Genomic DNA, 22,193 nt, shown 5'->3' with positions numbered 1-22,193 from the left:
CTTTAAAACTCTTTGAAAAAAAATAAATTGGTACAAAACCTAGTGGCAAAATATACAAAACCCGCTGGCAAGCTACACCGCTGGCAAGCTACAACAAGCTACATACATACAGCTATAGCACGACAAAAGTGCTGTGGCGGAGGGGGTGGGATTCGAACCCACGGTACAGTCTCCTGCACGCCGGTTTTCAAGACCGGTGCCTTAAACCGCTCGGCCACCCCTCCAAACTGGATATGCTTTTTGACAAATTTCTTGTAAAAGGTCAATCATTTTAATGGGCATTTTAAAGCGTTCTTTGTAAAACTATTTAAATTTCAATTAAAATAATTCTTCATAAGTCAATTCTTTGAGTGTGTTATCTAACGGTTTCATTTTTAAACATGATCGTTTTTTCTGTTTAAAAATTTTTCACAAAGCAATATTTTTTTAAGTTTTAACGACCGATATTCGTAATAATAAGAAAGGTTCAGTTGAAAATATTTGATAAATTATATTAAATTCTTTGCGGGCGTGTATTTTTGAATTATTTTATCTTTCCAGATATTTATTCTATTCAGATATCTAGTGCGTCTAAAGGGTATCTTGGAGGGAATGGCTGGTTTGCACTATTTGGAAAAGTTTTATGTAAGATTTGCATCGACAGTTTAAAATCTCTTCCAGATATGACTGGAAATTAGGTGTATTTATAATACTTTTTTTGTGGGATAAGCAAAAAGTTAGTTGGAACGGAAGAAAATATTATTGAACAATATGCTTAGATCAATAGATAGCTTGTTAAGGTATTGCATAGTTTTTCAAGAATAGAACTTAAAAACGCTAAATTATGCAGAGGCAGAAAGCATAAACTTTAATAGACAAGGTTTTTAAAGCCGATTCATTCATAAGTATGTTTAGAACAAAAATTTATTTACAAAATAAAATGGTGGGCGATGAGAGACTCGAACTCCCGACATCCTCGGTGTAAACGAGGCGCTCTACCAGCTGAGCTAATCGCCCAATGCAATGACCAGCAATTGAATGGAGACTCTTTAAGGAAAAATTTTTCTAAACGCAAGAATAAAGATGGTATTTGATATTTTTTTTTTAAAATGCATAATCTTTCTTGACATAAACGCATGAACCCCTTACACGACCGCTTGTACCAAATTAAATTGGTTCGAAAAAAAATGCGCGGGTGTAGCTCAGTTGGTTAGAGTGCTGGCCTGTCACGCCGGAGGTCGCGGGTTCGAGCCCCGTCACTCGCGCCATTTCATGATTCCTTATGAAATTTTCTTTTTAAAATATCCATATGCTATGAGTGAGGTGGTGGAGTATTCGATTGGGGGATAAATGTGTTTTTTCTTCCTTTTTATATGGTTTATAAGAATAGGGCTTGCGTCTTTCTTTGCTCTGCGTTACCTATGCCGATAAGAAAAGTATCGCTCTGTATGCCTTTGAAGCAGTATGAATAGAGTTAATAGAGCGATTGTAAAATTTGTCTGTTTCGTTACGATGGAAGAGGGTTATGGCTTATTTATTGAGCTCTTATCTGCCAGTCTTGATTTTCATTATTGTGTCAGCGGTTATTGCTGGAGTTTTGTTGATTACACCTTACATTGTAGCATATCGTTCCCCCGATCCTGAAAAGTTATCGGCTTATGAATGTGGGTTTAATTCATTTAGTGATGCACGCATGAAGTTTGATATTCGTTTCTATTTGGTATCAATTTTATTTATTATTTTTGATCTTGAAGTTGCTTTTCTTTTTCCTTGGGCTGTTTCATTCGAATCGATAGGTATGTTTGGCTTTTGGTCGATGATTGTGTTTTTAGCGATTTTGACTATTGGATTTATATATGAATGGAAAAAAGGAGCCCTGGAATGGAATTAAGATCTAATAATTCAACGATTGCAGCTCCAAAACCAAAAGGAATCATTGATCCAAATACTGGTGGGCTGATAGGATCTGATGATAAGTTTTTTCGTGATATTAATGCTGAATTATCAGATAAGGGTTTTTTAGTTACCTCGGCAGATGCTTTGATTACTTGGGCTCGCACCGGTTCTTTAATGTGGATGAGTTTTGGTTTGGCTTGTTGTGCTATCGAAATGATGCAATGCTCAATGCCTCATTATGATAATGAGCGTTTTGGCTATGCACCACGAGCTTCACCCCGTCAGTCAGATGTGATGGTGGTGGCAGGTACTCTAACAAATAAGATGGCTCCTGCTTTAAGAAAAGTGTACGATCAGATGCCAGAGCCACGTTATGTGATTTCTATGGGATCATGTGCAAACGGTGGGGGATATTATCATTATTCCTATTCAGTGGTGCGTGGATGTGATCGTATCGTGCCTGTCGATATATATGTTCCAGGGTGTCCACCTACAGCAGAGGCATTATTATACGGCATATTGTTGCTACAGAAAAAAATCCGTCGTACCGGATCCATAGAGCGATAGAGAGTTTTCTTGTCATGATGGATGAAACTTTGGTTGAACTTGCTGCTTATTTGGAAAATAAGTTAAAAAATAAGCTTGAAGAGACTGTTATTGCTTTTGGTGAATTGACCGTTGTGGCACGTCTTGATGCAATTATCGATGTCTTAATGTTTGTTCGTGATGATTCGCGCTGTCAATTTATTAATCTCACAGACATTAGTGGTGTGGATTATCCTTCTCGCGATAAGCGCTTTGATGTTTCTTACCAATTGTTATCTCCTCGTGAGAATTTACGCTTACGTGTAAAAGTTCGTACGGATGAAAATACTCCTGTTGCTTCAGCTTGTACGGTTTATCCTGGCGCAGAGTGGTATGAACGTGAAACGTATGATATGTATGGGATTTTATTTTCAGGACATCCGGATTTGAGACGAATTTTAACAGATTATGGGTTTGAAGGATATCCTTTACGCAAAGACTTTCCTGTGACAGGATTTGTTGAATGTCGTTATGATAATGAAGCAAAGAGGGTGATTTATGAACCTGTTGTTTTGCGTCAAGAGATGCGTAATTTTGATTTTCTTTCTCCTTGGGAAGGGGGCCAGTATACTTTGCCATGTGATGGAAAAGCGGATGAAAAAAAATAATATTGGTTTTGATAAGGCATTATATTAGAGTACTGTGTTTCTTAAATAATTAAATATTTTTTAGTATGATAGATTTTTTTGATATTTGATATGAAGTTTTTTAAAAGGCAAGGGGTTGATTGTGGCTGAGGTCAATGTTCGAAACTTTAATATCAATTTTGGTCCGCAGCATCCTGCCGCGCATGGGGTTTTGCGCATGGTTTTGGAGTTGGACGGCGAAGTTGTTGAGCGTGTGGATCCACATATTGGGCTATTGCATCGCGGTACCGAAAAATTAATGGAAACAAAAACTTATCTTCAAGCGGCTCCTTATCTAGATCGTTTGGATTATGTTGCTCCTATGAATCAGGAACATGCTTTTGTTCTTGCTGTTGAAAAGTTATTGGATATTAAAGTTCCTAAAAGAGGGCAATTAATACGTGTTTTGTTTTCTGAAATTGGGCGTATTCTTAATCATTTGCTTAATGTAACGACACAGGCAATGGATGTTGGTGCTTTAACGCCACCGCTTTGGGGATTTGAACAGCGTGAAAGATTGATGATTTTTTATGAGCGTGCCTGTGGCGCTCGTCTTCATGCAAATTATTTTCGTCCCGGTGGCGTGCATCAAGATTTACCAGAATCTTTAGTTGAAGATATTGGTGATTTTATTGATCCATTTCTTGTTTCTCTCGGAAAACTTGATGCGCTTGTGACCCCGAATCGGATTTTTAAGCAGCGTAATGTGGATATTGGCGTTGTAAGTATTGATGAAGCTTGGGCACGTGGTTTTTCTGGGGTTATGATTCGTGGAGCTGGTGTTCCATGGGATTTACGTAAAAGTCAGCCTTATGAATGTTATGATGAAATGGAATTTGATATTCCTGTAGGTAAGAATAGCGATTGTTATGATCGCTATCTTATTCGTATGGAAGAAATGCGTCAATCAGCAAAAATTATGCGCCAATGTGTGGAGCGTTTGCTGAGTACTGAAAAAAATGGACCGGTTTCGAGCTTGGATCGCAAAGTTGTACCACCGAAACGGAGTGAAATGAAAAGTTCGATGGAAGCACTAATTCATCATTTCAAGCTTTATACGGAAGGTTTTCATACGCCTCCTGGAGAAGTATATGTTGCTGTGGAAGCTCCGAAGGGTGAGTTTGGTGTTTATCTTGTTTCTGATGGAACCAATAAGCCTTATCGTGTCAAGTTGCGTGCTCCTGGGTTTGCTCATCTCCAAGCTATGGATTTTTTAACCAGAGGTCATATGTTAGCAGATGCTACAGCTATTTTGGGTTCGATTGATATTGTTTTTGGGGAGGTTGATCGCTAATGTCCGTACGCCGTCTTGCAGATGATGTTTATCAGCCCGCTGAGTTTTCTTTTACAAAAGAAAATCAGATATGGGTAAAAAATACCATAAAAAAATATCCTGTAGGGCGTCAGCAGTCTGCTGTAATTCCGTTATTAATGCGTGCTCAAGAGCAAGATGGTTGGGTGACACGTGCCGCGATTGAGCATATTGCTCAGATTCTTTCTATGGCTTATATTCGTGTTCTGGAAGTTGCAACTTTTTACACTCAGTTTCAGCTTAAGCCTGTTGGAACAAAAGCGCATATTCAAGTTTGTGGTACAACCCCTTGTATGTTACGTGGATCTGGTGAATTGATTAAAGTTTGTCAGAAAAAAATTCATCATAAACCTTTTGTTACCAATCAGGATGGAACCTTATCATGGGAAGAGGTAGAATGTCTTGGTGCTTGTGTGAATGCTCCGATGGTTATGATTTTTAAAGATACTTATGAAGATCTTACAGCTGAGCGTCTTGAAGAAATTGTTGATGCATTTGAAGCTGGGAAAGGTTCTGAGATAACGGTTGGTCCGCAAAGTAGCCGTAAGTCGTCGGAACCGATTAGTGGTTTAACTTCTCTTATTGATGATGAGAAGGAAAAAAAGATCTTTTAAGTCTTCACCCAAAAAGGATAAGGAAAGAGTGGGAACATAATTAAGTATTTTTCTTGAGAAAATATTTTATTATTCTACCCATGATGGCAACATTTAATGAAAAGTAAGAAGTTTTGAAAAGATATTTAAAAATTGCATTTGAGGAAAAGCGGAAAATGCTATGGGTAATAGAAAAAAAGGTGGGGTATGCTAGCTGATAAAGATCGTATCTTCACCAATATTTATGGTTTAAAAGACAAATCATTAAAGGCTGCGATGTTGCGTGGGCATTGGAATGGTCTGAAAGAGATGATTGACAAAGGTCGTGATTGGATCATTGATGAGGTGAAGGCATCGGGTTTACGCGGTCGTGGTGGTGCTGGTTTTCCTACCGGAATGAAGTGGTCCTTTATGCCAAAGCAGAAGAATGATGGGCGTCCTCATTATTTGGTTGTCAATGCCGATGAATCTGAACCTGGAACTTGTAAAGACCGTGATATTTTGCGTCATGACCCCCATACTTTGATTGAAGGATGTGCAATCGCTACTTTTGCTATGGGAGCCAATGTTGCTTTTATTTATATTCGTGGTGAATATATTCGTGAACGTGAAGCGCTTCAAGCTGCCGTTGATGAATGCTATGATGCGGGCTTACTTGGCAAAAAAACGAAATATGGGCATGCTTGTGATATTGTTATTCATCATGGAGCTGGTGCTTATATTTGTGGTGAAGAAACGGCTCTTCTTGAAAGTCTTGAGGGAAAAAAGGGACAACCTCGGCTTAAACCACCATTTCCTGCCAATATGGGGATTTATGGCTGTCCAACAACAGTAAATAATGTAGAGTCCATTGCCGTTGTTCCAACGATTTTGCGGCGGGGTGCTTCGTGGTTTTCATCAATCGGACGAGCAAATAATGTTGGAACGAAATTATTTATGGTTTCAGGGCATGTTAATGCACCTTGTACATTTGAAGATGCTCTTGGTGTTTCATTCCGTGAATTAATTGAAAAACATACGGGTGGTGTTCGTGGTGGATGGAATAATCTTTTAGCAGTTATTCCAGGGGGGGCTTCTTGTCCAGTCGTTCGTGGTGAGGATATGATCGATGCGATCATGGATTTTGATGGGATGCGAGATGTCGGGTCTTCTTTTGGCACAGGGGGAATGATTGTTATGGATAAATCAACCGATATTATCAAGGCAATTTGGCGTATAGCTGCTTTTTTCAAGCACGAGAGTTGTGGTCAGTGTACACCGTGTCGTGAGGGGACGGGGTGGATGATGCGTCTTTTAGGGCGTATGGTTGAGGGAAGAGCGCAAAAACGCGAGATTGATCTTTTGTTTGAAGTGTCGAAACAGGTTGAAGGACACACTATTTGTGCGCTTGGTGATGCTGCCGCATGGCCTGTACAGGGGTTGATACGTAATTTTCGTCCGGAAATCGAGCGTAGAATTGATGAATACACGCGAAATGTAGTCCAAAGCAAAAATATTGCTTTAGAAGCTGTAGGATAGAAGATTTTTTAAAGAGCAGCCGAATGCAAATTTTAAGTGGGTTATCCGCAGGTTGGATGGGTGATGATAAATATCAAAGTTGATGGCAAAGAGATTGAAGTTCCTGATTACTACACGTTGCTTCAGGCTGCTGAGGCGGCTGGGGCAGAAATTCCACGTTTTTGTTTTCATGAATCTTTGTCAATTGCTGGAAATTGTCGTATGTGTTTGGTTGAGGTTAAGGGTGGTCCTCCGAAACCTCAGGCTTCTTGTGCTATGGGGGTTCGTGATTTACGATTGGGGCCTAATGGTGAAGCACCTGAGATTTTTACCAATACGGCGATGGTAAAAAAAGCGCGTGAAGGTGTTATGGAATTTCTCCTCATTAATCATCCTTTGGATTGTCCAGTGTGTGATCAAGGGGGAGAGTGTGATCTTCAAGATCAAGCAATGCTTTATGGACGAGATTGTTCTCGTTATAGTGAAAATAAGCGTGCTGTAGAAGATAAATATATTGGACCTCTTGTCAAAACTGTTATGACACGGTGTATTCATTGTACACGGTGTGTTCGTTTTACAACGGAAGTCGCAGGTATTTCTGAGCTTGGTTTGATCGGTCGTGGTGAAGATGCTGAAATTACAACGTATCTTGAAAAAGCTATGACATCTGAATTACAGGGAAACGTTATTGATCTTTGTCCGGTGGGAGCTTTAACTTCAAAACCTTATGCGTTTCATGCTCGTCCGTGGGAATTGGTAAAAACGGAATCGATTGATGTGATGGATGCGCTTGGTAGTGCTATCCGTATTGATAGCCGCGGCCGTGAAGTTATGCGGATCATGCCGCGTACGAATGAAGATGTAAATGAGGAATGGATCTCTGATAAAACGCGTTTTATTTGGGATGGATTGCGAACTCAGCGGCTTGATAGGCCATATGTACGCAAAGATGGAAAGCTTCAACCTGTGAGCTGGACAGAAGCTTTTGCAAAAATTAAAATGGTGGTTTCTAAAACCTTGCCAGAAAAAATTGGAGCGATTGCTGGAGATCTTGCGTCTGTTGAGGAAATGTATGCCCTTAAAGCATTATTGAGTTCTTTGGGCTCAACGCTTTTTGATTGTCGCCAAAGAGGGGGGGCTTTATCGTCTGAGTTTGGGCGTTCGAGTTATATTTTTAATCCTACAATTGCAGGTATTGAACAGGCTGATGCACTGCTTATTGTGGGATCTAATCCACGTCATGAAGCGGCTGTTTTAAATGCGCGTATTTTAAAGCGCCAACGGATGGGAAATTTTCCTATTGCATTAATTGGAGAGAAAGTCGATTTACGTTATCCTTATTCTTATCTTGGATCTGGGAGTGATACATTAACGACACTTATTCGTGGAGAGGATGTTTTTTTAAATGTCTTAAAAGAAGCGAAGAGGCCCCTTATTCTTATCGGAGAGGGAGCTGTTTCAGGAAATGAAGGTTTATCTGTTTTAAAAAGTCTTGCTAAATTAGCTGACAATATTGGTGCTCTTAGTGAAGAATGGAATGGGTTTGGGATTCTTCATAATACAGCATCGATTGTTGGAGGATTGGACATAGGCTTTACTTCTAAGCTTGGGGTTGCAAATATTCTTAAAACCTGTGAAGTTTTATTTTTACTTGGTGCTGATGAAGTAGAATTAGCCAATACAAAAGCTTTTACAGTTTATATTGGTAGCCATGGTGATAATGGTGCACATGCTGCTGATGTTATTTTGCCTGCATCTGCTTACACTGAAAAATCAGGGCTTTATGTGAATACAGAAGGACGTGTTCAAATGACAAATCGGGCTGGTTTTGCTCCAGGTGAAGCAAAAGAAGATTGGGCTATTTTGCGTGCTTTATCGGATATTTTAGGACAAAGGCTCCCTTTTGATTCTCTTTCTCAATTAAGACAATGCTTGTTTAATGATTATCCACACCTTTGTGCTGTTGATGATATAGTACCTTCTGATATAAGTGGTCTTAAGGCGCTTGGTTCAAAAATGGTTTCTCTAGAGAGTCACACCTTTACTTCTATGGTTAAAGACTTTTATTTAACAAATCCGATAGCACGTGCTTCTGCTGTTATGGCTGAATGTTCATCTCTTGCAAAAAACCGTGCTACGCAAACTATAAAGTAAGGCAAAGGAAAAGGAATAATGATGTATGATTTCTTTATGACTTGGCTGTTGCCATTACTCATTATAGTTGGAAAAACACTTCTTCTTTTGGTCGTTCTTTTGATCTTAGTTGCTTATCTTCTTTACGCAGATAGAAAGATTTGGGCAGCGGTGCAATTGCGTCGTGGACCAAATGTTGTTGGTCCATGGGGTTTGTTACAGTCTTTTGCAGATTTAATTAAATTTGTTGTTAAGGAGCCTATTATCCCTGCAGGTGCAAATAAGGGTGTTTTTCTTTTGGCTCCTTTTGTTTCAGCGACACTTGCTTTATCAACTTGGGCTGTTATTCCTGTCAATGAGGGCTGGGAGGTTGCGAAGATTAATGTTGGCTTGCTTTATATCTTAGCCATTTCATCTCTTGAGGTTTATGGTGTCATTATGGGGGGATGGGCATCGAATTCAAAATATCCTTTCTTAGGAGCCCTTCGTTCGGCGGCACAAATGGTTTCTTATGAAGTTTCCATTGGTTTTGTGCTTGTGACTGTCATTTTAATAAGTGGTTCGTTGGATCTCACAACAATTGTTCATAAACAAAGTTCTGGAATTGGTACAACTCTTGGTCTTCCTTTTAACAGCTTTCTCGATTGGAATTGGTTGGTCCTTTTTCCAATGTTTATTATATTTTTTATTTCTGCGCTTGCAGAGACAAACCGTCCTCCATTCGATTTGGTGGAAGCAGAATCTGAACTTGTAGCTGGTCATATGGTAGAATATTCTTCAACGCCTTACATGCTTTTCTTTCTTGGTGAATATGTTGCGATTGTTTTAATGTGCGCATTAACAACTATTCTATTTTTAGGTGGTTGGCTGCCACCTTTAGATGTTTGGTGGCTTAATTGGGTTCCTGGTATCATTTGGTTTATTTTAAAAGTCTGTTTTGTATTTTTTTGGTTTGCTATGGTTAAAGCATTTGTTCCACGTTATCGCTATGATCAGCTCATGCGGCTTGGTTGGAAGGTTTTTCTTCCTCTCTCACTAGCAATGGTTGTGATAACTGCTGCTTTTTTAAAGTTTACGGATTTCGTTTAAGAGGAGATTTTACGATGTCAGGTTTTATTCAGGCGGCAAAGTCACTTCTTCTATTGGAATTTGTGAGTGCTTTTTTCTTAGCCATGCGTCAATTTTTTTCACCAAAGCCCACGATTAATTATCCTTATGAAAAAGGCTTTGTATCTCAGCGTTTTCGCGGTGAGCATGCATTGCGTCGCTATCCAAATGGTGAAGAAAGGTGTATTGCTTGTAAATTATGTGAAGCAATTTGTCCTGCTCAAGCGATTACAATTGAAGCTGGACCACGGCGCAATGATGGTACGCGTAGAACTGTTCGTTATGATATCGATATGGTTAAATGTATCTACTGCGGTTTTTGTCAAGAGGCTTGTCCGGTTGAAGCTATTGTCGAAGGTCCAAATTTTGAGTTTGCGACGGAAACACGTGAAGAACTTTATTATGATAAAGAAAAGCTTTTATTAAATGGAGATCGCTGGGAGCGAGAAATTGCTCGCAATATATTGATGGATGCGCTTTATCGCTAAGTGTATCGTTAAATGAGGTGTCGGATATTTTCCGATAAATTGTAATCTGGTATGAAGTTTATACCAATTGTTTGAATAATTAAGGAGAAGCCTATGCTAACAGATCTAGCGGCGGCATTTTTCTATTTGTTTGCTTTTATTATGCTAACAAGTGCAGTTATTGTTATTACAGCACGCAATCCAGTGCATTCTGTTTTGTTTTTAATTCTCGCATTTTTTAATGCAGCAGCTTTATTTTTGCTTGCAGGAGCAGAATTTTTAGGGCTTATTCTGCTTGTTGTGTATGTAGGAGCTGTCGCTGTTTTATTTTTGTTTGTCGTTATGATGCTTGACGTTGATTTTGCTGAGTTAAAGAGTGGAACTCTTCGGTATGCTCCTATTGGAGCTCTTATTGGTGTTATTATCGCTGTAGAATTGATTGTTGTTTTTGTGAGTAGCTATTTTTCTCCAGTTTTGAGAACACATGTTACGCAACCAATGCCAGATTTAGCGCAGCGAACAAATACACAAGCATTAGGAGATATTCTCTATACGGATTATGTTTTCTATTTTCAAATTGCTGGAATGATTTTATTGGTTGCAATGATTGGGGCTATTGTTTTAACACTTCGTCATAAATTAGGAGTAAAGCGGCAATCTATTGCGGAGCAAGTTTCTAGAACGGTAGAAAGTGCCATTGAAATCAAACAAGTTGAATCAGGTAAAGGTATGTAAGGGGGGCTATGTAGATGTATATTGATATTACACATTATCTCACTGTTTCTGCTTTGATGTTTACAATTGGTATTGCTGGAATTTTTCTCAACAGAAAAAACGTGATTATTATCTTGATGTCCATTGAGCTTATATTGCTTTCAGTTAATCTCAATTTTGTTGCGTTTTCAGCATTTCTTCATGATCTCGTTGGTCAGATATTCGCTTTATTTGTCTTAACCGTAGCAGCTGCTGAAGCTGCCATTGGTTTAGCAATTCTGGTCGTTTTTTTCCGTAATCGTGGTTCCATTGCGGTTGAAGATGTTAATGTAATGAAAGGCTAACCAGTGATGTATTATACGATTGTCTTTCTTCCGCTTTTGGGTTTTTTAATTGCTGCACTGGGTGGAAAAACGATAGGAGATCGTGCGAGTGAATTGATAACATGTAGCTTTATGGTTGTTGTTGCCATATTATCGTGGATAGCATTTTTCAGTATTGCACTTGGTCATATTCCAAAGATTGACGTATTGGTATTACATTGGATGACTGTTGGTGACTTAAGCTTTAACTGGGCTTTACATGTTGATGCATTAACAGCTGTCATGCTTATTGTTGTGAACAGTGTTTCGGCATTGGTACATATTTATTCAATTGGTTATATGCACCATGATCCTTCAAGGTCTCGTTTTTTTTCTTATCTTTCTTTGTTTACATTTATGATGCTTATGTTGGTTACATCCAATAATTTGATTCAGATGTTTTTTGGATGGGAAGGTGTAGGACTTGCTTCTTATTTACTCATTGGTTTTTGGTTTCAGCGCGATTCTGCTAATAAGGCTGCAATGAAAGCTTTTGTGGTCAATCGTGTTGGAGACTTTGGTTTTCTCTTAGGAATCTTTAGTATTTTTGTTTTATTCCAATCGGTTGATTTTGCCTCTATTTTTGCAAAAGCTGCAAACAATAGCTTTATACAAAATATGACATTTTTAGGTTGGCAATTTGATGGGCAGACGGCAATTACCATTACATGTCTTTTATTATTTATTGGTGCGATGGGAAAATCAGCACAATTTCTTTTACATACTTGGCTGCCTGATGCAATGGAAGGGCCAACCCCTGTATCAGCGCTTATTCATGCCGCTACAATGGTAACGGCTGGTGTTTTTATGGTTGCGCGTATGTCGCCAATTTTTGAACTTTCTTCGACTGCTTTGACCGTGATTATTATTGTTGGTGCAACAACAGCGTTTTTTGCAGCAACTGTGGGGTTGGTGCAGAATGATATTAAGCGTGTTATTGCTTATTCTACATGCTCTCAACTTGGTTATATGTTTGTGGCATTAGGTGTTGGAGCTTATGGCGCTGCTGTCTTTCATCTTTTTACGCATGCTTTTTTTAAAGCCTTATTGTTTCTTGGTGCAGGTTCTGTGATTCATGCTGTATCTGATGAACAAGATATGCGAAAAATGGGTGGGTTACGCAAACATATAAAGGTCACCTATTGGATGATGATGGTCGGGACCATTGCATTGACCGGTGTTGGGATTCCAGGAACACTTTTCGGGACTGCAGGTTTTTTCTCGAAAGATGCGATTATAGAGTCTGCTTTTGCATCCCATAATATTGCTTCAGGATATGCTTTTTATCTTCTTGTTTTTGCTGCCTTTTTAACAAGTTTCTATTCATGGCGGCTTATCTTTATGACATTCCATGGTAAACCACGGGCAACAGTTGATGTTATGCATCATGTTCATGAATCGCCTCCAGTTATGTTGATTCCACTCTTTCTTTTATCTATTGGAGCAATATTTTCTGGTGTCGTTTTCCAACCTTACTTTTTTGGTGACTTGTATAATGCTTTTTGGAAGGGAGCATTATTTACAAGCAGCCACAATCACATTCTTCATGATTCCCACCATGTTTTTAATTGGGTAAAATGGTCGCCATTTATAGCGATGGTTCTTGGGTTTATTTTAGCTTATTTATTTTATGTTTCTATTCCATCTCTTCCTAAGAAAATGGTTCGTATTATGCCAAGAGCATATAATTTTCTTTACCAAAAATGGTATTTCGATCAATTATATAACTTTTTATTTGTTCGTCCTACCTTTAGAATTGGTTCTTTTCTTTGGAAAGTGGGAGACGGTAAAATTATTGATGGTTTAGGTCCTAATGGTATCGCAGCGCGTGTTGTTGATATTACAAATAGAATTGTTCGAATGCAAACAGGCTATCTTTACCACTATGCATTTGCAATGCTTATCGGCGTTGCATTACTCATTACATGGATGATGATCGGGGGCGTAAACTAATGACCGATTGGCCTATTCTTTCTACGGTTACATTTTTGCCACTTATTGGTGTTCTTCTGATTTTGTTTATCAAAGATGATAGTGAAGTAGCACGCCATAATATACGTAATGTCGCATTTTTTACGACTCTATTTGTTTTTATTATTTCTTTAATTATTTGGATAGGATTTGATTCTAGCAACCCAAATTTTCAAATGGTTGAAAAGTCCAGTTGGTTAGGGGGGGGCATTAGCTATCATATGGGGGTTGATGGTATTTCTATTCTTTTTGTTGTTCTCTCGGCTTTTCTTTTGCCTTTTTGTATTTTAGCAAGTTGGGAAAATGTTAAAGAGAGATTAAAGGCTTATATGATTGCATTTCTTCTTCTAGAAGTTGCGATTATTGGCGTTTTTTGTGCTCTTGATGCAATGCTATTCTATGTTTTTTTTGAAGGTAGCCTTATTCCAATGTTTATCATCATAGGTGTATGGGGTGGAGCACGTCGTGTTTATGCAAGTATAAAGTTTTTCTTATATACTTTACTTGGTTCAGTGCTTATGCTGGTTGCTCTTATGGCTATGTATTGGGAGGCTGGGACACTTGATATACCAACTTTACTCAATTACCAGTTTCCTGCTCATATGCAAATATGGTTATGGCTTGCATTTTTTGCTTCTTTCGCAGTTAAAATGCCAATGTGGCCGGTTCATACATGGCTTCCTGATGCTCACGTGGAAGCACCGACAGCGGGTTCCGTTATTTTAGCTGGTGTCTTACTCAAATTAGGTGGGTATGGTTTTCTTCGTTTTTCTTTGCCTATGTTTCCTATCGCTTCAGCAGATTTTGCACCTTTGATTTTCACATTATCACTTATCGCTATTATTTATACGTCGTTGGTTGCACTTGTTCAAAATGACATCAAAAAGCTTATTGCTTATTCTTCAATAGCTCATATGGGGTATGTGACAATGGGCATTTTTTCTGCGAATGAACAAGGGATACAAGGGGCTATTTATCAGATGCTATCCCATGGAATTGTTTCAGCAGCGTTGTTTCTTTGTGTTGGGGTTATCTATGATCGCTTGCATACACGTGAAATTTCAGCGTTTGGTGGTTTAGTGAATAATATGCCTAAATATGCTGTTGTTTTCTTAATTTTTACTATGGCAAATGTTGGTTTGCCTGGAAGCTCAGGATTTTTGGGTGAATTTTTAACCTTAATAGGTGTTTTTCAAGTAAATAAATTGGTTGTTGTTTTAGCAACAACAGGTGTTATCTTATCGGCAGCCTATGCCCTTTATCTTTATAGGCGTGTGGTTTTTGGTTCCTTGGATAAAGAGAATTTAAAAGTATTAATAGATCTTTCTTTAAGAGAAAAATTCATCCTTTATCCAATGGTTGTTCTTACAATATTCTTTGGTATCTATCCAACGCCTATTCTTAAAGCAACGGCGTTTTCCGTAGAAACCCTCATCAATAAACTGCACTAGATAAGGGAAGAATGCACATGCAAACTGAAATAATAGCGCAATTAGTCTTAATTCTTCCGGAGCTTTTAATCGCATTAGGAGCTGTCGTGTTGCTTATGTTTGGTGTTTATTCCAATACACGTGCTTCTTTAACAGTGACAGGTTTAGCCATGGCACTTCTTGTGGCAACTATTATTATTCTTATAGTTTTTCCGAAAAATGGTTCATTTCAAACCAATGCGCTCGTTATCGATTCCTTTAGTCGTTATATGAAAATTTTAATGCTTATTGGTGCACTCTTTTCTCTTATCATGTCTGTTGGTTTTGCCAATGCACAAAAGTTTAATATATTTGAATTTCCAGTGCTTGTTCTTTTAGCAACCCTTGGAATGATGTTTATGATTTCAGCTGGTAATATGCTGTCGCTTTATATGGGGTTAGAACTGCAATCTTTAGCTTTATATGTTTTAGCAGCGATTAATCGTAATAATGTAAAATCTTCTGAAGCTGGTATAAAATACTTTGTTTTAGGAGCGTTATCTTCAGGATTGCTGCTTTATGGTATTTCTTTACTTTATGGTTTTACCGGTCAAATTGGTTTTCACGAAATTGCTCTTGCTTTAAAAGGTAAAAATTTACAATTGGGGGTCATTTTGGGAATTGTTTTTATTTTAGCTGGTTTGGCTTTCAAAATTTCTGCTGTTCCATTTCATATGTGGACACCTGATGTTTATGAAGGAGCGCCAACACCGATTACGGCATTTTTTGCTGGTGCCCCTAAAGTTGCTGCAATGGCTTTAATCATCCGTATTATTGTGATGACCTTTATTCCCCTAGGGCGTGTTGATAATGTGATGCCTGCATGGCAACAAATTTTGGTCTTCATGGCGATTGCATCAATGATACTTGGTGCATTTGCTGCAATTGGTCAAAATAACATTAAGCGCTTAATGGCTTATTCGTCGATCAGTCATATGGGCTATGCACTTGTTGGTTTATCTGCTGGAGATATGCTAGGAATAAAAAGTGTTATTCTTTATATGACGATTTATCTTGGAATGACGATTGGCTCATTTGCTTTTATTCTTGGAATGCGCTCTCAGAATGGTAATGTTGAAAATATTTATGATCTTTCAGGGTTAGCAAAGACAAATCCGTTTATGGCTATCGTTATGACAATACAGCTTTTCTCGTTAGCCAGTGTACCACCTATGGCTGGTTTTTTTGGGAAGTGGTATACATTTTCTGCTGCTGTCCATGCTGGTCTGACGCCACTTGCAGTCGTTGGGATGATAGCGTCTGTCGTTGGAGCTTTTTACTATTTACGAGTCATTAAAATTATGTGGTTTGATGACGCAAAAGCGCATTTTGTTGTTTTATTGAATGAGCTTCAATTTTGTCTTGGTCTTTCTGCATTGTTTATTTTATTTTATACACTTTTTGGAGTTTGGTTTGCTGAATTAGCAGAAAAAGCAGCAGCTGCATTGTTTTAATGAATATGGTTTATATTTTATCAGATTTTGCTCAAGAACAAGGATACACTATTGAAGCGTACGATAGTGTTGACTCAACAAATCTCACTGCGCAACGAAAAGCGCAAACTGGTCATCAAGGTAATCTTTGGATTGTTGCACAAGAACAATCACAGGGAAGAGCAAGAAGAGGGAGGACTTGGTCTAGTCCCAAAGGGAACCTTTATTCTAGTCTTTTATTAATTGATGATATTGTTCATCAAACTGCAGCTCAACTTGGTTTTGTTGCTGGAATAAGTGTGGTAGAGGCAATAAAACAATTGATAAAAGATGAAAATCAGACAAACAATATTGTGAGTTTAAAATGGCCAAATGATATTTTGTTACAAGGAGCTAAAAGCTCAGGAGTTTTGCTTGAGATTTTAAAGTTGTCATCACAACAATATGCATTGGTTATTGGTATTGGAATAAATGTGAAATATAATTATGAAGATGCACCTTATCCCACTTCAAGCTTAAAGAATATCGGTTTGCATATTGAAGCAGAACAATTATTTACGGTTTTGACGGAGTGTTTTTCTAGAAATTACCTTCTTTGGAAACAACCAAAAGGATGTGAAATAATCCGAAAAAAATGGCTTTTATATTCTGCTCACCTTGGGAAACATGTCAAAGTGGTGAATGATGAAAAAGTCATTGAGGGTGTTTTTGATGGTCTTGATAGTGATTTTAACTGCATCATAAAGCAAAAAAATGCTCAGACAGCCATTATAACAGCTGGAGATATTCATTTTGGTTCGGCTGCTTCTATTAATGCAGGTTGTTATTAAAAAATTATTTTACCATCAGATACCTTAATGATTTTGGGAGATGTTTATGGTTGCAGCTAATAAGAATGAGTTTGTTTTTTTACCTCTGGGGGGGGTAGGTGAAATAGGGATGAATTTAGCTGCTTACGGATTTGGTCCCCAACATCTTCGTGAATGGCTGCTGGTTGATATGGGAATTAGTTTTGCTGGTTCTGAATTACCAGGAGTCGACCTTGTTTTTCCTGATATTCGTTTTCTAAAAAGTGAAAAACATAATATACGGGGTCTTGTTTTAACACATGCACATGAAGATCATTATGGGGCCGTTCTTGATTTATGGCCAAAGCTACAAGTTCCAATTTACTGTACGCCTTTTACAGCAGGATTATTGGAAACTAAAAAACAATTAGATTTTGAATCTCAAAAAAATTTACTCAATATTTTTCAAGCTGGTGATTGTTTTCAGGTAGGTTCCTTTACTGTAGAGGCTATAGCTGTTAACCATTCAATACCAGAATCTGTATCTTTAGCAATTACAACCTCTTTGGGGACTGTGATTCATACTGGTGATTGGAAAATTGATCATACTCCTTCACTTGGGGCTGTGACGGATGAAAAAAGATTTCGTGCGTTAGGAAAAAAAGGTGTTTTAGCATTACTTTGTGATTCTACAAATGCGTGTCGGGATGGTATATCTCCATCAGAGCAGCAGGTTCAAGCCAGTCTTTCTGAGATTATTTCCAAAGCTGAAGGGCGCGTTGCAATAGCAACTTTTTCTTCTAATATTGGTCGGATACGTTCTATTGCTCTTGCAGCTGAAGCTGCTGGACGTAAGGTGCTTGTCATTGGGCGTTCCCTTAAGCGAAGTATTATGGTTGCACAAGAGCTTGGTTATATGAATGGTTTAGCACCATTTGTAACGGAAGATGATTATGGTTACATTTCGCGAAAAGATCTTGTTTTAATTGTCACAGGGAGCCAAGGTGAGCCATGTGCTGCTTTGGCTAAACTGTCACGTGATGGAATGAGAAATATTACACTTTCTGCTGGTGATACCGTTATTTATTCATCACGAAGTATTCCAGGAAACGAAAAAGCGATTATTGAGGTACAAAATCGTTTCATTGATTTGGGTATTGAAATTATCACGAATGAAGATGCACTTGTTCATGTTTCCGGTCATCCCCGTCGTTCAGAACTTTTACAGATGTATGATTGGGTAAAGCCACAGATACTTGTTCCTGTACATGGGGAAGCAATGCATCTTAAGGCTCAGGCAACTTTAGCGCGTCAAGCGGGTATTAAAATTGTTACAGATATCAGAAATGGACATATGTTACGTTTTGCACCAGAGCCTGTAGAAGTTGTTGATCAAGTTCCTGTTGGCCGCATCTATAAGGATGGTTGCCTAATTGGAGATGAAAATGAACTAGGGATTCGTGAACGTCGCAAACTAAGTTATGCTGGTCATGTTACTATTTCTCTCCATATAAATAGTAAGAATGAATTATTAGGGGATATAGGTCTAACAACATTCGGGTTACCTGAAAGTAATGGAAAGGGAAAAAGTTTAAAAGATATTCTTTTAGATATTATAGAAAATACAGTTTATAATATCCCACGCATGAAACAGAAAAATAATGAACTTATTCGAGAGGCAACACGACGTGCTGTGAGGGCGGCTGTTCATGAAATTTGGCAAAAAAAACCTATCTGTACAGTTTTTTTACATCGGTCAAAATAAAAGAGCTTTCATATTACGTTATTTAAAAAGAGAAGAGCACTTTTATTTTATTGCTAAATAAGAAAAATAAAGAATAAAGCCTGGTAAATTTTTAAATAGTAAGATCGTTATATTTGCAAGTATTCAGAATGCGGCTATAGATGAATAGAGGGTGTGATAAATTGTTTCGATATGATAGGTGTGATTAGGAGTTAGTTATTTAATGCGTCTTACTCAATATTTCCTTCCACTTTTAAAAGAGAATCCTAAGGAAGCAGAGATTGTTTCTCATCGGCTCATGTTGCGTGCCGGTATGATTCGCCAACAAACATCAGGAATTTATTCTTGGCTTCCCTTAGGAAAAAAAGTACTTGATAAAGTTTGTAAAATTATTTGTGAGGAGCAAGAACGTGCGGGTGCAATAGAAATATTGATGCCTACAATTCAATCTGCTGATCTTTGGCGTGAAAGCGGTCGTTATGATGATTATGGTTTGGAAATGCTTCGCATTAAAGATCGCCAAAAGCGTGATTTACTTTATGGTCCAACCAATGAAGAGATGGTAACAGATATTTTTCGCTCATATGTTCGTTCTTATAAAGATCTTCCACTTAATTTATATCATATTCAATGGAAATTTCGTGATGAAATTCGCCCACGTTTTGGTGTGATGCGGGCACGAGAATTTTTAATGAAAGATGCTTATTCTTTTGATCTTGATTATGAAGGTTCTAAAACATCTTATAATCGTATGTTTGTTGCTTATTTACGCACTTTTTCTCGTCTTGGTTTAAAAGCAATTCCTATGCGTGCAGATACGGGTCCAATAGGGGGGGAACTCAGTCATGAATTTATCATTTTGGCTGAAACGGGAGAGAGCGCTATCTTCTGTGATAAACAATTTCTTGAACTTACTGTTCCTGATAGTTCAATCGATTTTAGTGATAAAGCTGTTTTGGATGATATTGTTAAACAATGGACATCTTTTTATGCAGCGACGGAAGAAATGCATAATGAAGAGGAGTGGGCTAAAATTTCTGATCATAATCGTCTTTCAGCGCGTGGTATTGAAGTCGGGCATATTTTCCACTTTGGCACGAAATATTCTGCTCCAATGGGAGCAAAAGTTATGGGACAAGATGGAAAAGAGCATGTAGTCTCTATGGGATCTTATGGTATTGGACCTTCGCGTCTTGTTGCTGCCGCTATAGAGGCTTCTCATGATGAAAATGGTATTATTTGGCCAAAGTCGATGGCACCGTTTGATTTTGGAATTATCAATATGAAATCCGATGATGAAAAATGCACAAAGACATGTGAGTTTCTCTATCAGGGATTAAAGGAGGCTGGTTTTGATTCATTATTAGATGATAGAAATGAACGTCCTGGATCAAAATTTGCAACAATGGATTTGATTGGTTTGCCAACGCAAATCATTGTTGGTCCTAACAGCATTGCACAAAATGAAGTTGAAATTAAAGATCGAAAAACAGGTGTAAAAAAATCTCTAAAGGTTGAAGATGTACTCAGCCAACTTTCTATAAATTAATAGGAAATGTTATGAAGAGGCTGAAAGACAAATGGTTTTCATCTTATGAGTGGATGATCGCTTTTCGTTATATGATTCCCAATAAAAAACATGTCGTTGCATCTGTTATTTCAATTATTTCTCTTATTGGGATTATGTTGGGCGTATTTGCTCTGGTTGTTGTTATGGCGGTGATGAATGGCTTTCGTACAGAACTTCTCAATCGTATTCTTGGTATGAATGGGCATCTTATTGTTCAAACTGTTGATTCTGGTTTTTCTGATTATAAGACTCTTATTTCTTCTTTAGAATCTACAAATGGTGTGAAGTTTGCTTTGCCTGTTATTGAAGGTCAAGCGCTTGTTCAAGGTGAAGTTCAAGGTGGCTCTGGCGCATTAGTTCGTGGTATGCGCAAACAAGATCTAGAAAAGCTTAAAACAGTCTCTCAAAACATTAAATTAGGATCGATTTCTCGGTTTGATGAAGAAGAAGGTGTTGCAATTGGAAGTGGCTTAGCAGAAAAATTGGGACTGACAGTTGGAAGAGATATTCGTATTATTACTCCAGATGGTGATGAGACTCCTTTTGGCGTTACCCCACGTGTGAAAGCTTATAAAGTCGTTGCTATTTTTGAAGTTGGTATGTCTGAATATGATTCAATATTTATCTTTATGCCTCTCCATGAAGCACAAATATTTTTTAATTTGGGAGATAAGGTTCAGTCTTTAGAATTATTTCTAAATGATCCTGATGCTGTTGATCAAATAAAACCTATTGTAGAAAAAACAGTTGATCAACAGGTCTATTTAATTGATTGGCGTACACGCAATCAGGCTTTTTTTTCAGCCTTACAGATTGAACGAAATGTTATGTTTTTCATTCTTTCTCTGATCGTTCTTGTTGCTGCTTTAAATATTATTTCAGGGCTGATTATGCTTGTAAAAGATAAAAGTCATGATATTGCGATTTTACGCACGATGGGGGCTCAACAGAGTGCGATTTTGCGTATATTTATCATTACAGGAATGATGATTGGTTTTATTGGAACTATATTGGGTTTAGTTTTAGGTGTTATCGCGACCGCTAATATTAATCATATCCAAGACTTTATATCTTGGTTATTTAATGTCGACGTTTTTAATCCTCAACTTTATTTTTTAACAAAATTGCCTGCACAAATTGAGTGGAAACAGACTATCTTGGTTGCTATGATGGCTTTATTCTTGTCGTTTCTTGCTGCTCTCATTCCGGCATGGCGTGCTGCTAAGCTAGATCCCGTACAAGCTTTGAGGTATGAATAATGACAGCTATTTTAGAGCTTGTAGAGATTGAAAGACACTTTTTCGAAAGTCATAAGCCGCTCATTGTTTTAGATAAAGCGAATTTTATTCTTAATCGTGGAGAGCTTGTCGCACTTGTTGCACCATCTGGTGCTGGAAAATCAACACTTCTTCATATTGCTGGATTATTAGAAAAACCAACAGCTGGTGATGTGATGTTACGGGGTATTTCCTGTGCAAAACGCTCTGATAGTGAGCGAACAGCTATAAGAAGAAATGATATTGGTTTTGTTTATCAATTTCATCATTTGCTTCCAGAGTTTACGGCGTTAGAAAATGTCATGATACCGCAAATGATAGCAGGATTAAAAAAGTCCATAGCGGAAGATCGTGCGCGCAAATTATTGACGTATCTGCGTGTTTCGCATCGTGCTGATCATCGTCCCTCAGAGTTATCGGGAGGAGAACAACAACGTATTGCTATTGCACGTGCCGTAGCAAATGGCCCTTCGGTTCTTTTAGCTGATGAACCTACAGGAAATCTTGATCCCGTAACTGCAGCTTATGTCTTTCAAGCTTTATCTATTCTTGTTCGTCAATCTGGTCTTTCTGCTCTTATTGCAACACATAATTACGCTTTGGCTAAGCAAATGCATCGTCGAATTACACTTAAAGAACAAAAGATTATAGAACTTCCTTAAAAGAAAGG

Annotated in this window: 18 protein-coding genes, 3 tRNA genes and 1 pseudogene; 20 read left to right on the top strand and 2 right to left on the bottom strand. The window is 38.0% G+C overall.

Going from position 1 to position 22,193, the window contains the following annotated elements; genetic code table 11:
* Positions 1 to 134: 134 nt before the first annotated feature.
* Together ACFIJP_RS04750 and ACFIJP_RS04745 are read right to left on the bottom strand one after the other, a co-directional pair.
* A tRNA-Ser gene (locus ACFIJP_RS04750) sits at positions 135 to 224 on the bottom strand.
* Between the two features lie 696 nt (positions 225 to 920).
* A tRNA-Val gene (locus tag ACFIJP_RS04745) sits at positions 921 to 996 on the bottom strand.
* 174 nt (positions 997 to 1,170) lie between these two features.
* On the opposite strand from ACFIJP_RS04745, the gene ACFIJP_RS04740 reads away from it, so the two are divergent.
* From ACFIJP_RS04740 to ACFIJP_RS04645, 20 genes and pseudogenes are all read left to right on the top strand, one after another.
* Positions 1,171 to 1,247 (top strand) — tRNA-Asp (locus tag ACFIJP_RS04740).
* Between the two features lie 257 nt (positions 1,248 to 1,504).
* Entirely contained in the window at positions 1,505 to 1,870 is a 366-nt protein-coding gene (locus ACFIJP_RS04735; protein WP_005773599.1) for an NADH-quinone oxidoreductase subunit A, read from the top strand.
* Positions 1,861 to 2,442: an NADH-quinone oxidoreductase subunit B family protein gene (locus ACFIJP_RS04730; RefSeq protein WP_273723174.1), complete on the top strand. Its 582-nt coding sequence runs from the start codon at positions 1,861 to 1,863 to the stop codon at positions 2,440 to 2,442. The genes ACFIJP_RS04735 and ACFIJP_RS04730 overlap by 10 nt, the downstream gene beginning before the upstream one ends.
* A gap of 14 nt (positions 2,443 to 2,456) precedes the next feature.
* Positions 2,457 to 3,068: an NADH-quinone oxidoreductase subunit C gene (locus ACFIJP_RS04725; RefSeq protein ID WP_375625913.1), complete on the top strand. Its 612-nt coding sequence runs from the start codon at positions 2,457 to 2,459 to the stop codon at positions 3,066 to 3,068.
* Positions 3,069 to 3,189: 121 nt separating this feature from the next.
* On the top strand, positions 3,190 to 4,380 hold the full coding sequence (locus tag ACFIJP_RS04720) for an NADH-quinone oxidoreductase subunit D (RefSeq protein ID WP_375625911.1): 1,191 nt from the start codon (positions 3,190 to 3,192) through the stop codon (positions 4,378 to 4,380).
* Positions 4,380 to 5,052, top strand: a pseudogene (nuoE, locus tag ACFIJP_RS04715) (NADH-quinone oxidoreductase subunit NuoE). Before ACFIJP_RS04720 ends, nuoE begins: the two are co-directional and overlap by 1 nt.
* Positions 5,053 to 5,198: 146 nt before the next feature.
* Entirely contained in the window at positions 5,199 to 6,509 is a 1,311-nt protein-coding gene (gene nuoF / locus ACFIJP_RS04710) for an NADH-quinone oxidoreductase subunit NuoF (protein WP_375625910.1), read from the top strand.
* Between the two features lie 63 nt (positions 6,510 to 6,572).
* Entirely contained in the window at positions 6,573 to 8,642 is a 2,070-nt protein-coding gene (nuoG, locus tag ACFIJP_RS04705) for an NADH-quinone oxidoreductase subunit NuoG (protein WP_375625920.1), read from the top strand.
* 21 nt (positions 8,643 to 8,663) lie between these two features.
* On the top strand, positions 8,664 to 9,710 hold the full coding sequence (gene nuoH / locus ACFIJP_RS04700) for an NADH-quinone oxidoreductase subunit NuoH (protein ID WP_375625919.1): 1,047 nt from the start codon (positions 8,664 to 8,666) through the stop codon (positions 9,708 to 9,710).
* A gap of 14 nt (positions 9,711 to 9,724) precedes the next feature.
* Entirely contained in the window at positions 9,725 to 10,216 is a 492-nt protein-coding gene (gene nuoI, locus ACFIJP_RS04695; protein ID WP_375625908.1) for an NADH-quinone oxidoreductase subunit NuoI, read from the top strand.
* Positions 10,217 to 10,309: 93 nt separating this feature from the next.
* A complete protein-coding gene (locus ACFIJP_RS04690; RefSeq protein WP_273723185.1) occupies positions 10,310 to 10,930 on the top strand; it encodes an NADH-quinone oxidoreductase subunit J in 621 nt (206 codons plus the stop codon).
* Positions 10,931 to 10,944: 14 nt separating this feature from the next.
* On the top strand, positions 10,945 to 11,253 hold the full coding sequence (nuoK, locus tag ACFIJP_RS04685) for an NADH-quinone oxidoreductase subunit NuoK (protein WP_015856359.1): 309 nt from the start codon (positions 10,945 to 10,947) through the stop codon (positions 11,251 to 11,253).
* 6 nt (positions 11,254 to 11,259) lie between these two features.
* On the top strand, positions 11,260 to 13,224 hold the full coding sequence (nuoL, locus tag ACFIJP_RS04680; protein ID WP_375625917.1) for an NADH-quinone oxidoreductase subunit L: 1,965 nt from the start codon (positions 11,260 to 11,262) through the stop codon (positions 13,222 to 13,224).
* Positions 13,224 to 14,693: an NADH-quinone oxidoreductase subunit M gene (locus ACFIJP_RS04675; protein WP_375625906.1), complete on the top strand. Its 1,470-nt coding sequence runs from the start codon at positions 13,224 to 13,226 to the stop codon at positions 14,691 to 14,693. Before nuoL ends, ACFIJP_RS04675 begins: the two co-directional genes overlap by 1 nt.
* 17 nt (positions 14,694 to 14,710) lie before the next feature.
* The gene (gene nuoN / locus ACFIJP_RS04670; RefSeq protein ID WP_375625904.1) at positions 14,711 to 16,165 is read left to right on the top strand and encodes an NADH-quinone oxidoreductase subunit NuoN; all 1,455 of its coding nucleotides are present in this window, start codon (positions 14,711 to 14,713) and stop codon (positions 16,163 to 16,165) included.
* On the top strand, positions 16,165 to 16,974 hold the full coding sequence (locus tag ACFIJP_RS04665) for a biotin--[acetyl-CoA-carboxylase] ligase (protein WP_375625902.1): 810 nt from the start codon (positions 16,165 to 16,167) through the stop codon (positions 16,972 to 16,974). Before nuoN ends, ACFIJP_RS04665 begins: the two co-directional genes overlap by 1 nt.
* A gap of 46 nt (positions 16,975 to 17,020) precedes the next feature.
* Positions 17,021 to 18,697 carry a ribonuclease J gene (locus tag ACFIJP_RS04660; protein ID WP_375625901.1) on the top strand — a complete coding sequence of 559 codons (1,677 nt, stop codon included), beginning with the start codon at positions 17,021 to 17,023 and terminating at the stop codon, positions 18,695 to 18,697.
* Between the two features lie 202 nt (positions 18,698 to 18,899).
* Complete coding sequence (proS, locus tag ACFIJP_RS04655) at positions 18,900 to 20,225, top strand: proline--tRNA ligase (RefSeq protein WP_375625899.1); 1,326 nt, start codon at positions 18,900 to 18,902, stop codon at positions 20,223 to 20,225.
* A gap of 11 nt (positions 20,226 to 20,236) precedes the next feature.
* Positions 20,237 to 21,505 carry a lipoprotein-releasing ABC transporter permease subunit gene (locus ACFIJP_RS04650; protein WP_375625897.1) on the top strand — a complete coding sequence of 423 codons (1,269 nt, stop codon included), beginning with the start codon at positions 20,237 to 20,239 and terminating at the stop codon, positions 21,503 to 21,505.
* Positions 21,505 to 22,185 (top strand): ABC transporter ATP-binding protein, encoded by a 681-nt coding sequence (locus tag ACFIJP_RS04645; RefSeq protein WP_375625895.1) that lies wholly within the window; start codon positions 21,505 to 21,507, stop codon positions 22,183 to 22,185. Before ACFIJP_RS04650 ends, ACFIJP_RS04645 begins: the two co-directional genes overlap by 1 nt.
* The last annotated feature ends 8 nt before the right edge of the window (positions 22,186 to 22,193 follow it).

The organism is Bartonella sp. MU37NMGALS, assembly GCF_042194015.1.
Classification (GTDB): Bacteria; Pseudomonadota; Alphaproteobacteria; order Rhizobiales; family Rhizobiaceae; genus Bartonella; species Bartonella grahamii.
Note: the sequence above shows the minus strand (reverse complement) of the source record. Positions and strands in the feature narration are given on the sequence as shown.

Excerpts from the sequence above, each read along its gene's own strand:
- ACFIJP_RS04735 (WP_005773599.1), top strand. The coding sequence starts at position 1,505 with ATGGCTTATTTATTGAGCTCTTATCTGCCAGTCTTGATTTTCATTATT.
- ACFIJP_RS04730 (WP_273723174.1), top strand. The coding sequence starts at position 1,861 with ATGGAATTAAGATCTAATAATTCAACGATTGCAGCTCCAAAACCAAAA.
- ACFIJP_RS04725 (WP_375625913.1), top strand. The coding sequence starts at position 2,457 with ATGATGGATGAAACTTTGGTTGAACTTGCTGCTTATTTGGAAAATAAG.
- nuoF (WP_375625910.1), top strand. The coding sequence starts at position 5,199 with ATGCTAGCTGATAAAGATCGTATCTTCACCAATATTTATGGTTTAAAA.
- nuoG (WP_375625920.1), top strand. The coding sequence starts at position 6,573 with ATGATAAATATCAAAGTTGATGGCAAAGAGATTGAAGTTCCTGATTAC.
- nuoH (WP_375625919.1), top strand. The coding sequence starts at position 8,664 with ATGTATGATTTCTTTATGACTTGGCTGTTGCCATTACTCATTATAGTT.
- nuoI (WP_375625908.1), top strand. The coding sequence starts at position 9,725 with ATGTCAGGTTTTATTCAGGCGGCAAAGTCACTTCTTCTATTGGAATTT.
- ACFIJP_RS04690 (WP_273723185.1), top strand. The coding sequence starts at position 10,310 with ATGCTAACAGATCTAGCGGCGGCATTTTTCTATTTGTTTGCTTTTATT.
- nuoK (WP_015856359.1), top strand. The coding sequence starts at position 10,945 with ATGTATATTGATATTACACATTATCTCACTGTTTCTGCTTTGATGTTT.
- nuoL (WP_375625917.1), top strand. The coding sequence starts at position 11,260 with ATGTATTATACGATTGTCTTTCTTCCGCTTTTGGGTTTTTTAATTGCT.
- ACFIJP_RS04675 (WP_375625906.1), top strand. The coding sequence starts at position 13,224 with ATGACCGATTGGCCTATTCTTTCTACGGTTACATTTTTGCCACTTATT.
- nuoN (WP_375625904.1), top strand. The coding sequence starts at position 14,711 with ATGCAAACTGAAATAATAGCGCAATTAGTCTTAATTCTTCCGGAGCTT.
- ACFIJP_RS04665 (WP_375625902.1), top strand. The coding sequence starts at position 16,165 with ATGAATATGGTTTATATTTTATCAGATTTTGCTCAAGAACAAGGATAC.
- ACFIJP_RS04660 (WP_375625901.1), top strand. The coding sequence starts at position 17,021 with ATGGTTGCAGCTAATAAGAATGAGTTTGTTTTTTTACCTCTGGGGGGG.
- proS (WP_375625899.1), top strand. The coding sequence starts at position 18,900 with ATGCGTCTTACTCAATATTTCCTTCCACTTTTAAAAGAGAATCCTAAG.
- ACFIJP_RS04650 (WP_375625897.1), top strand. The coding sequence starts at position 20,237 with ATGAAGAGGCTGAAAGACAAATGGTTTTCATCTTATGAGTGGATGATC.
- ACFIJP_RS04645 (WP_375625895.1), top strand. The coding sequence starts at position 21,505 with ATGACAGCTATTTTAGAGCTTGTAGAGATTGAAAGACACTTTTTCGAA.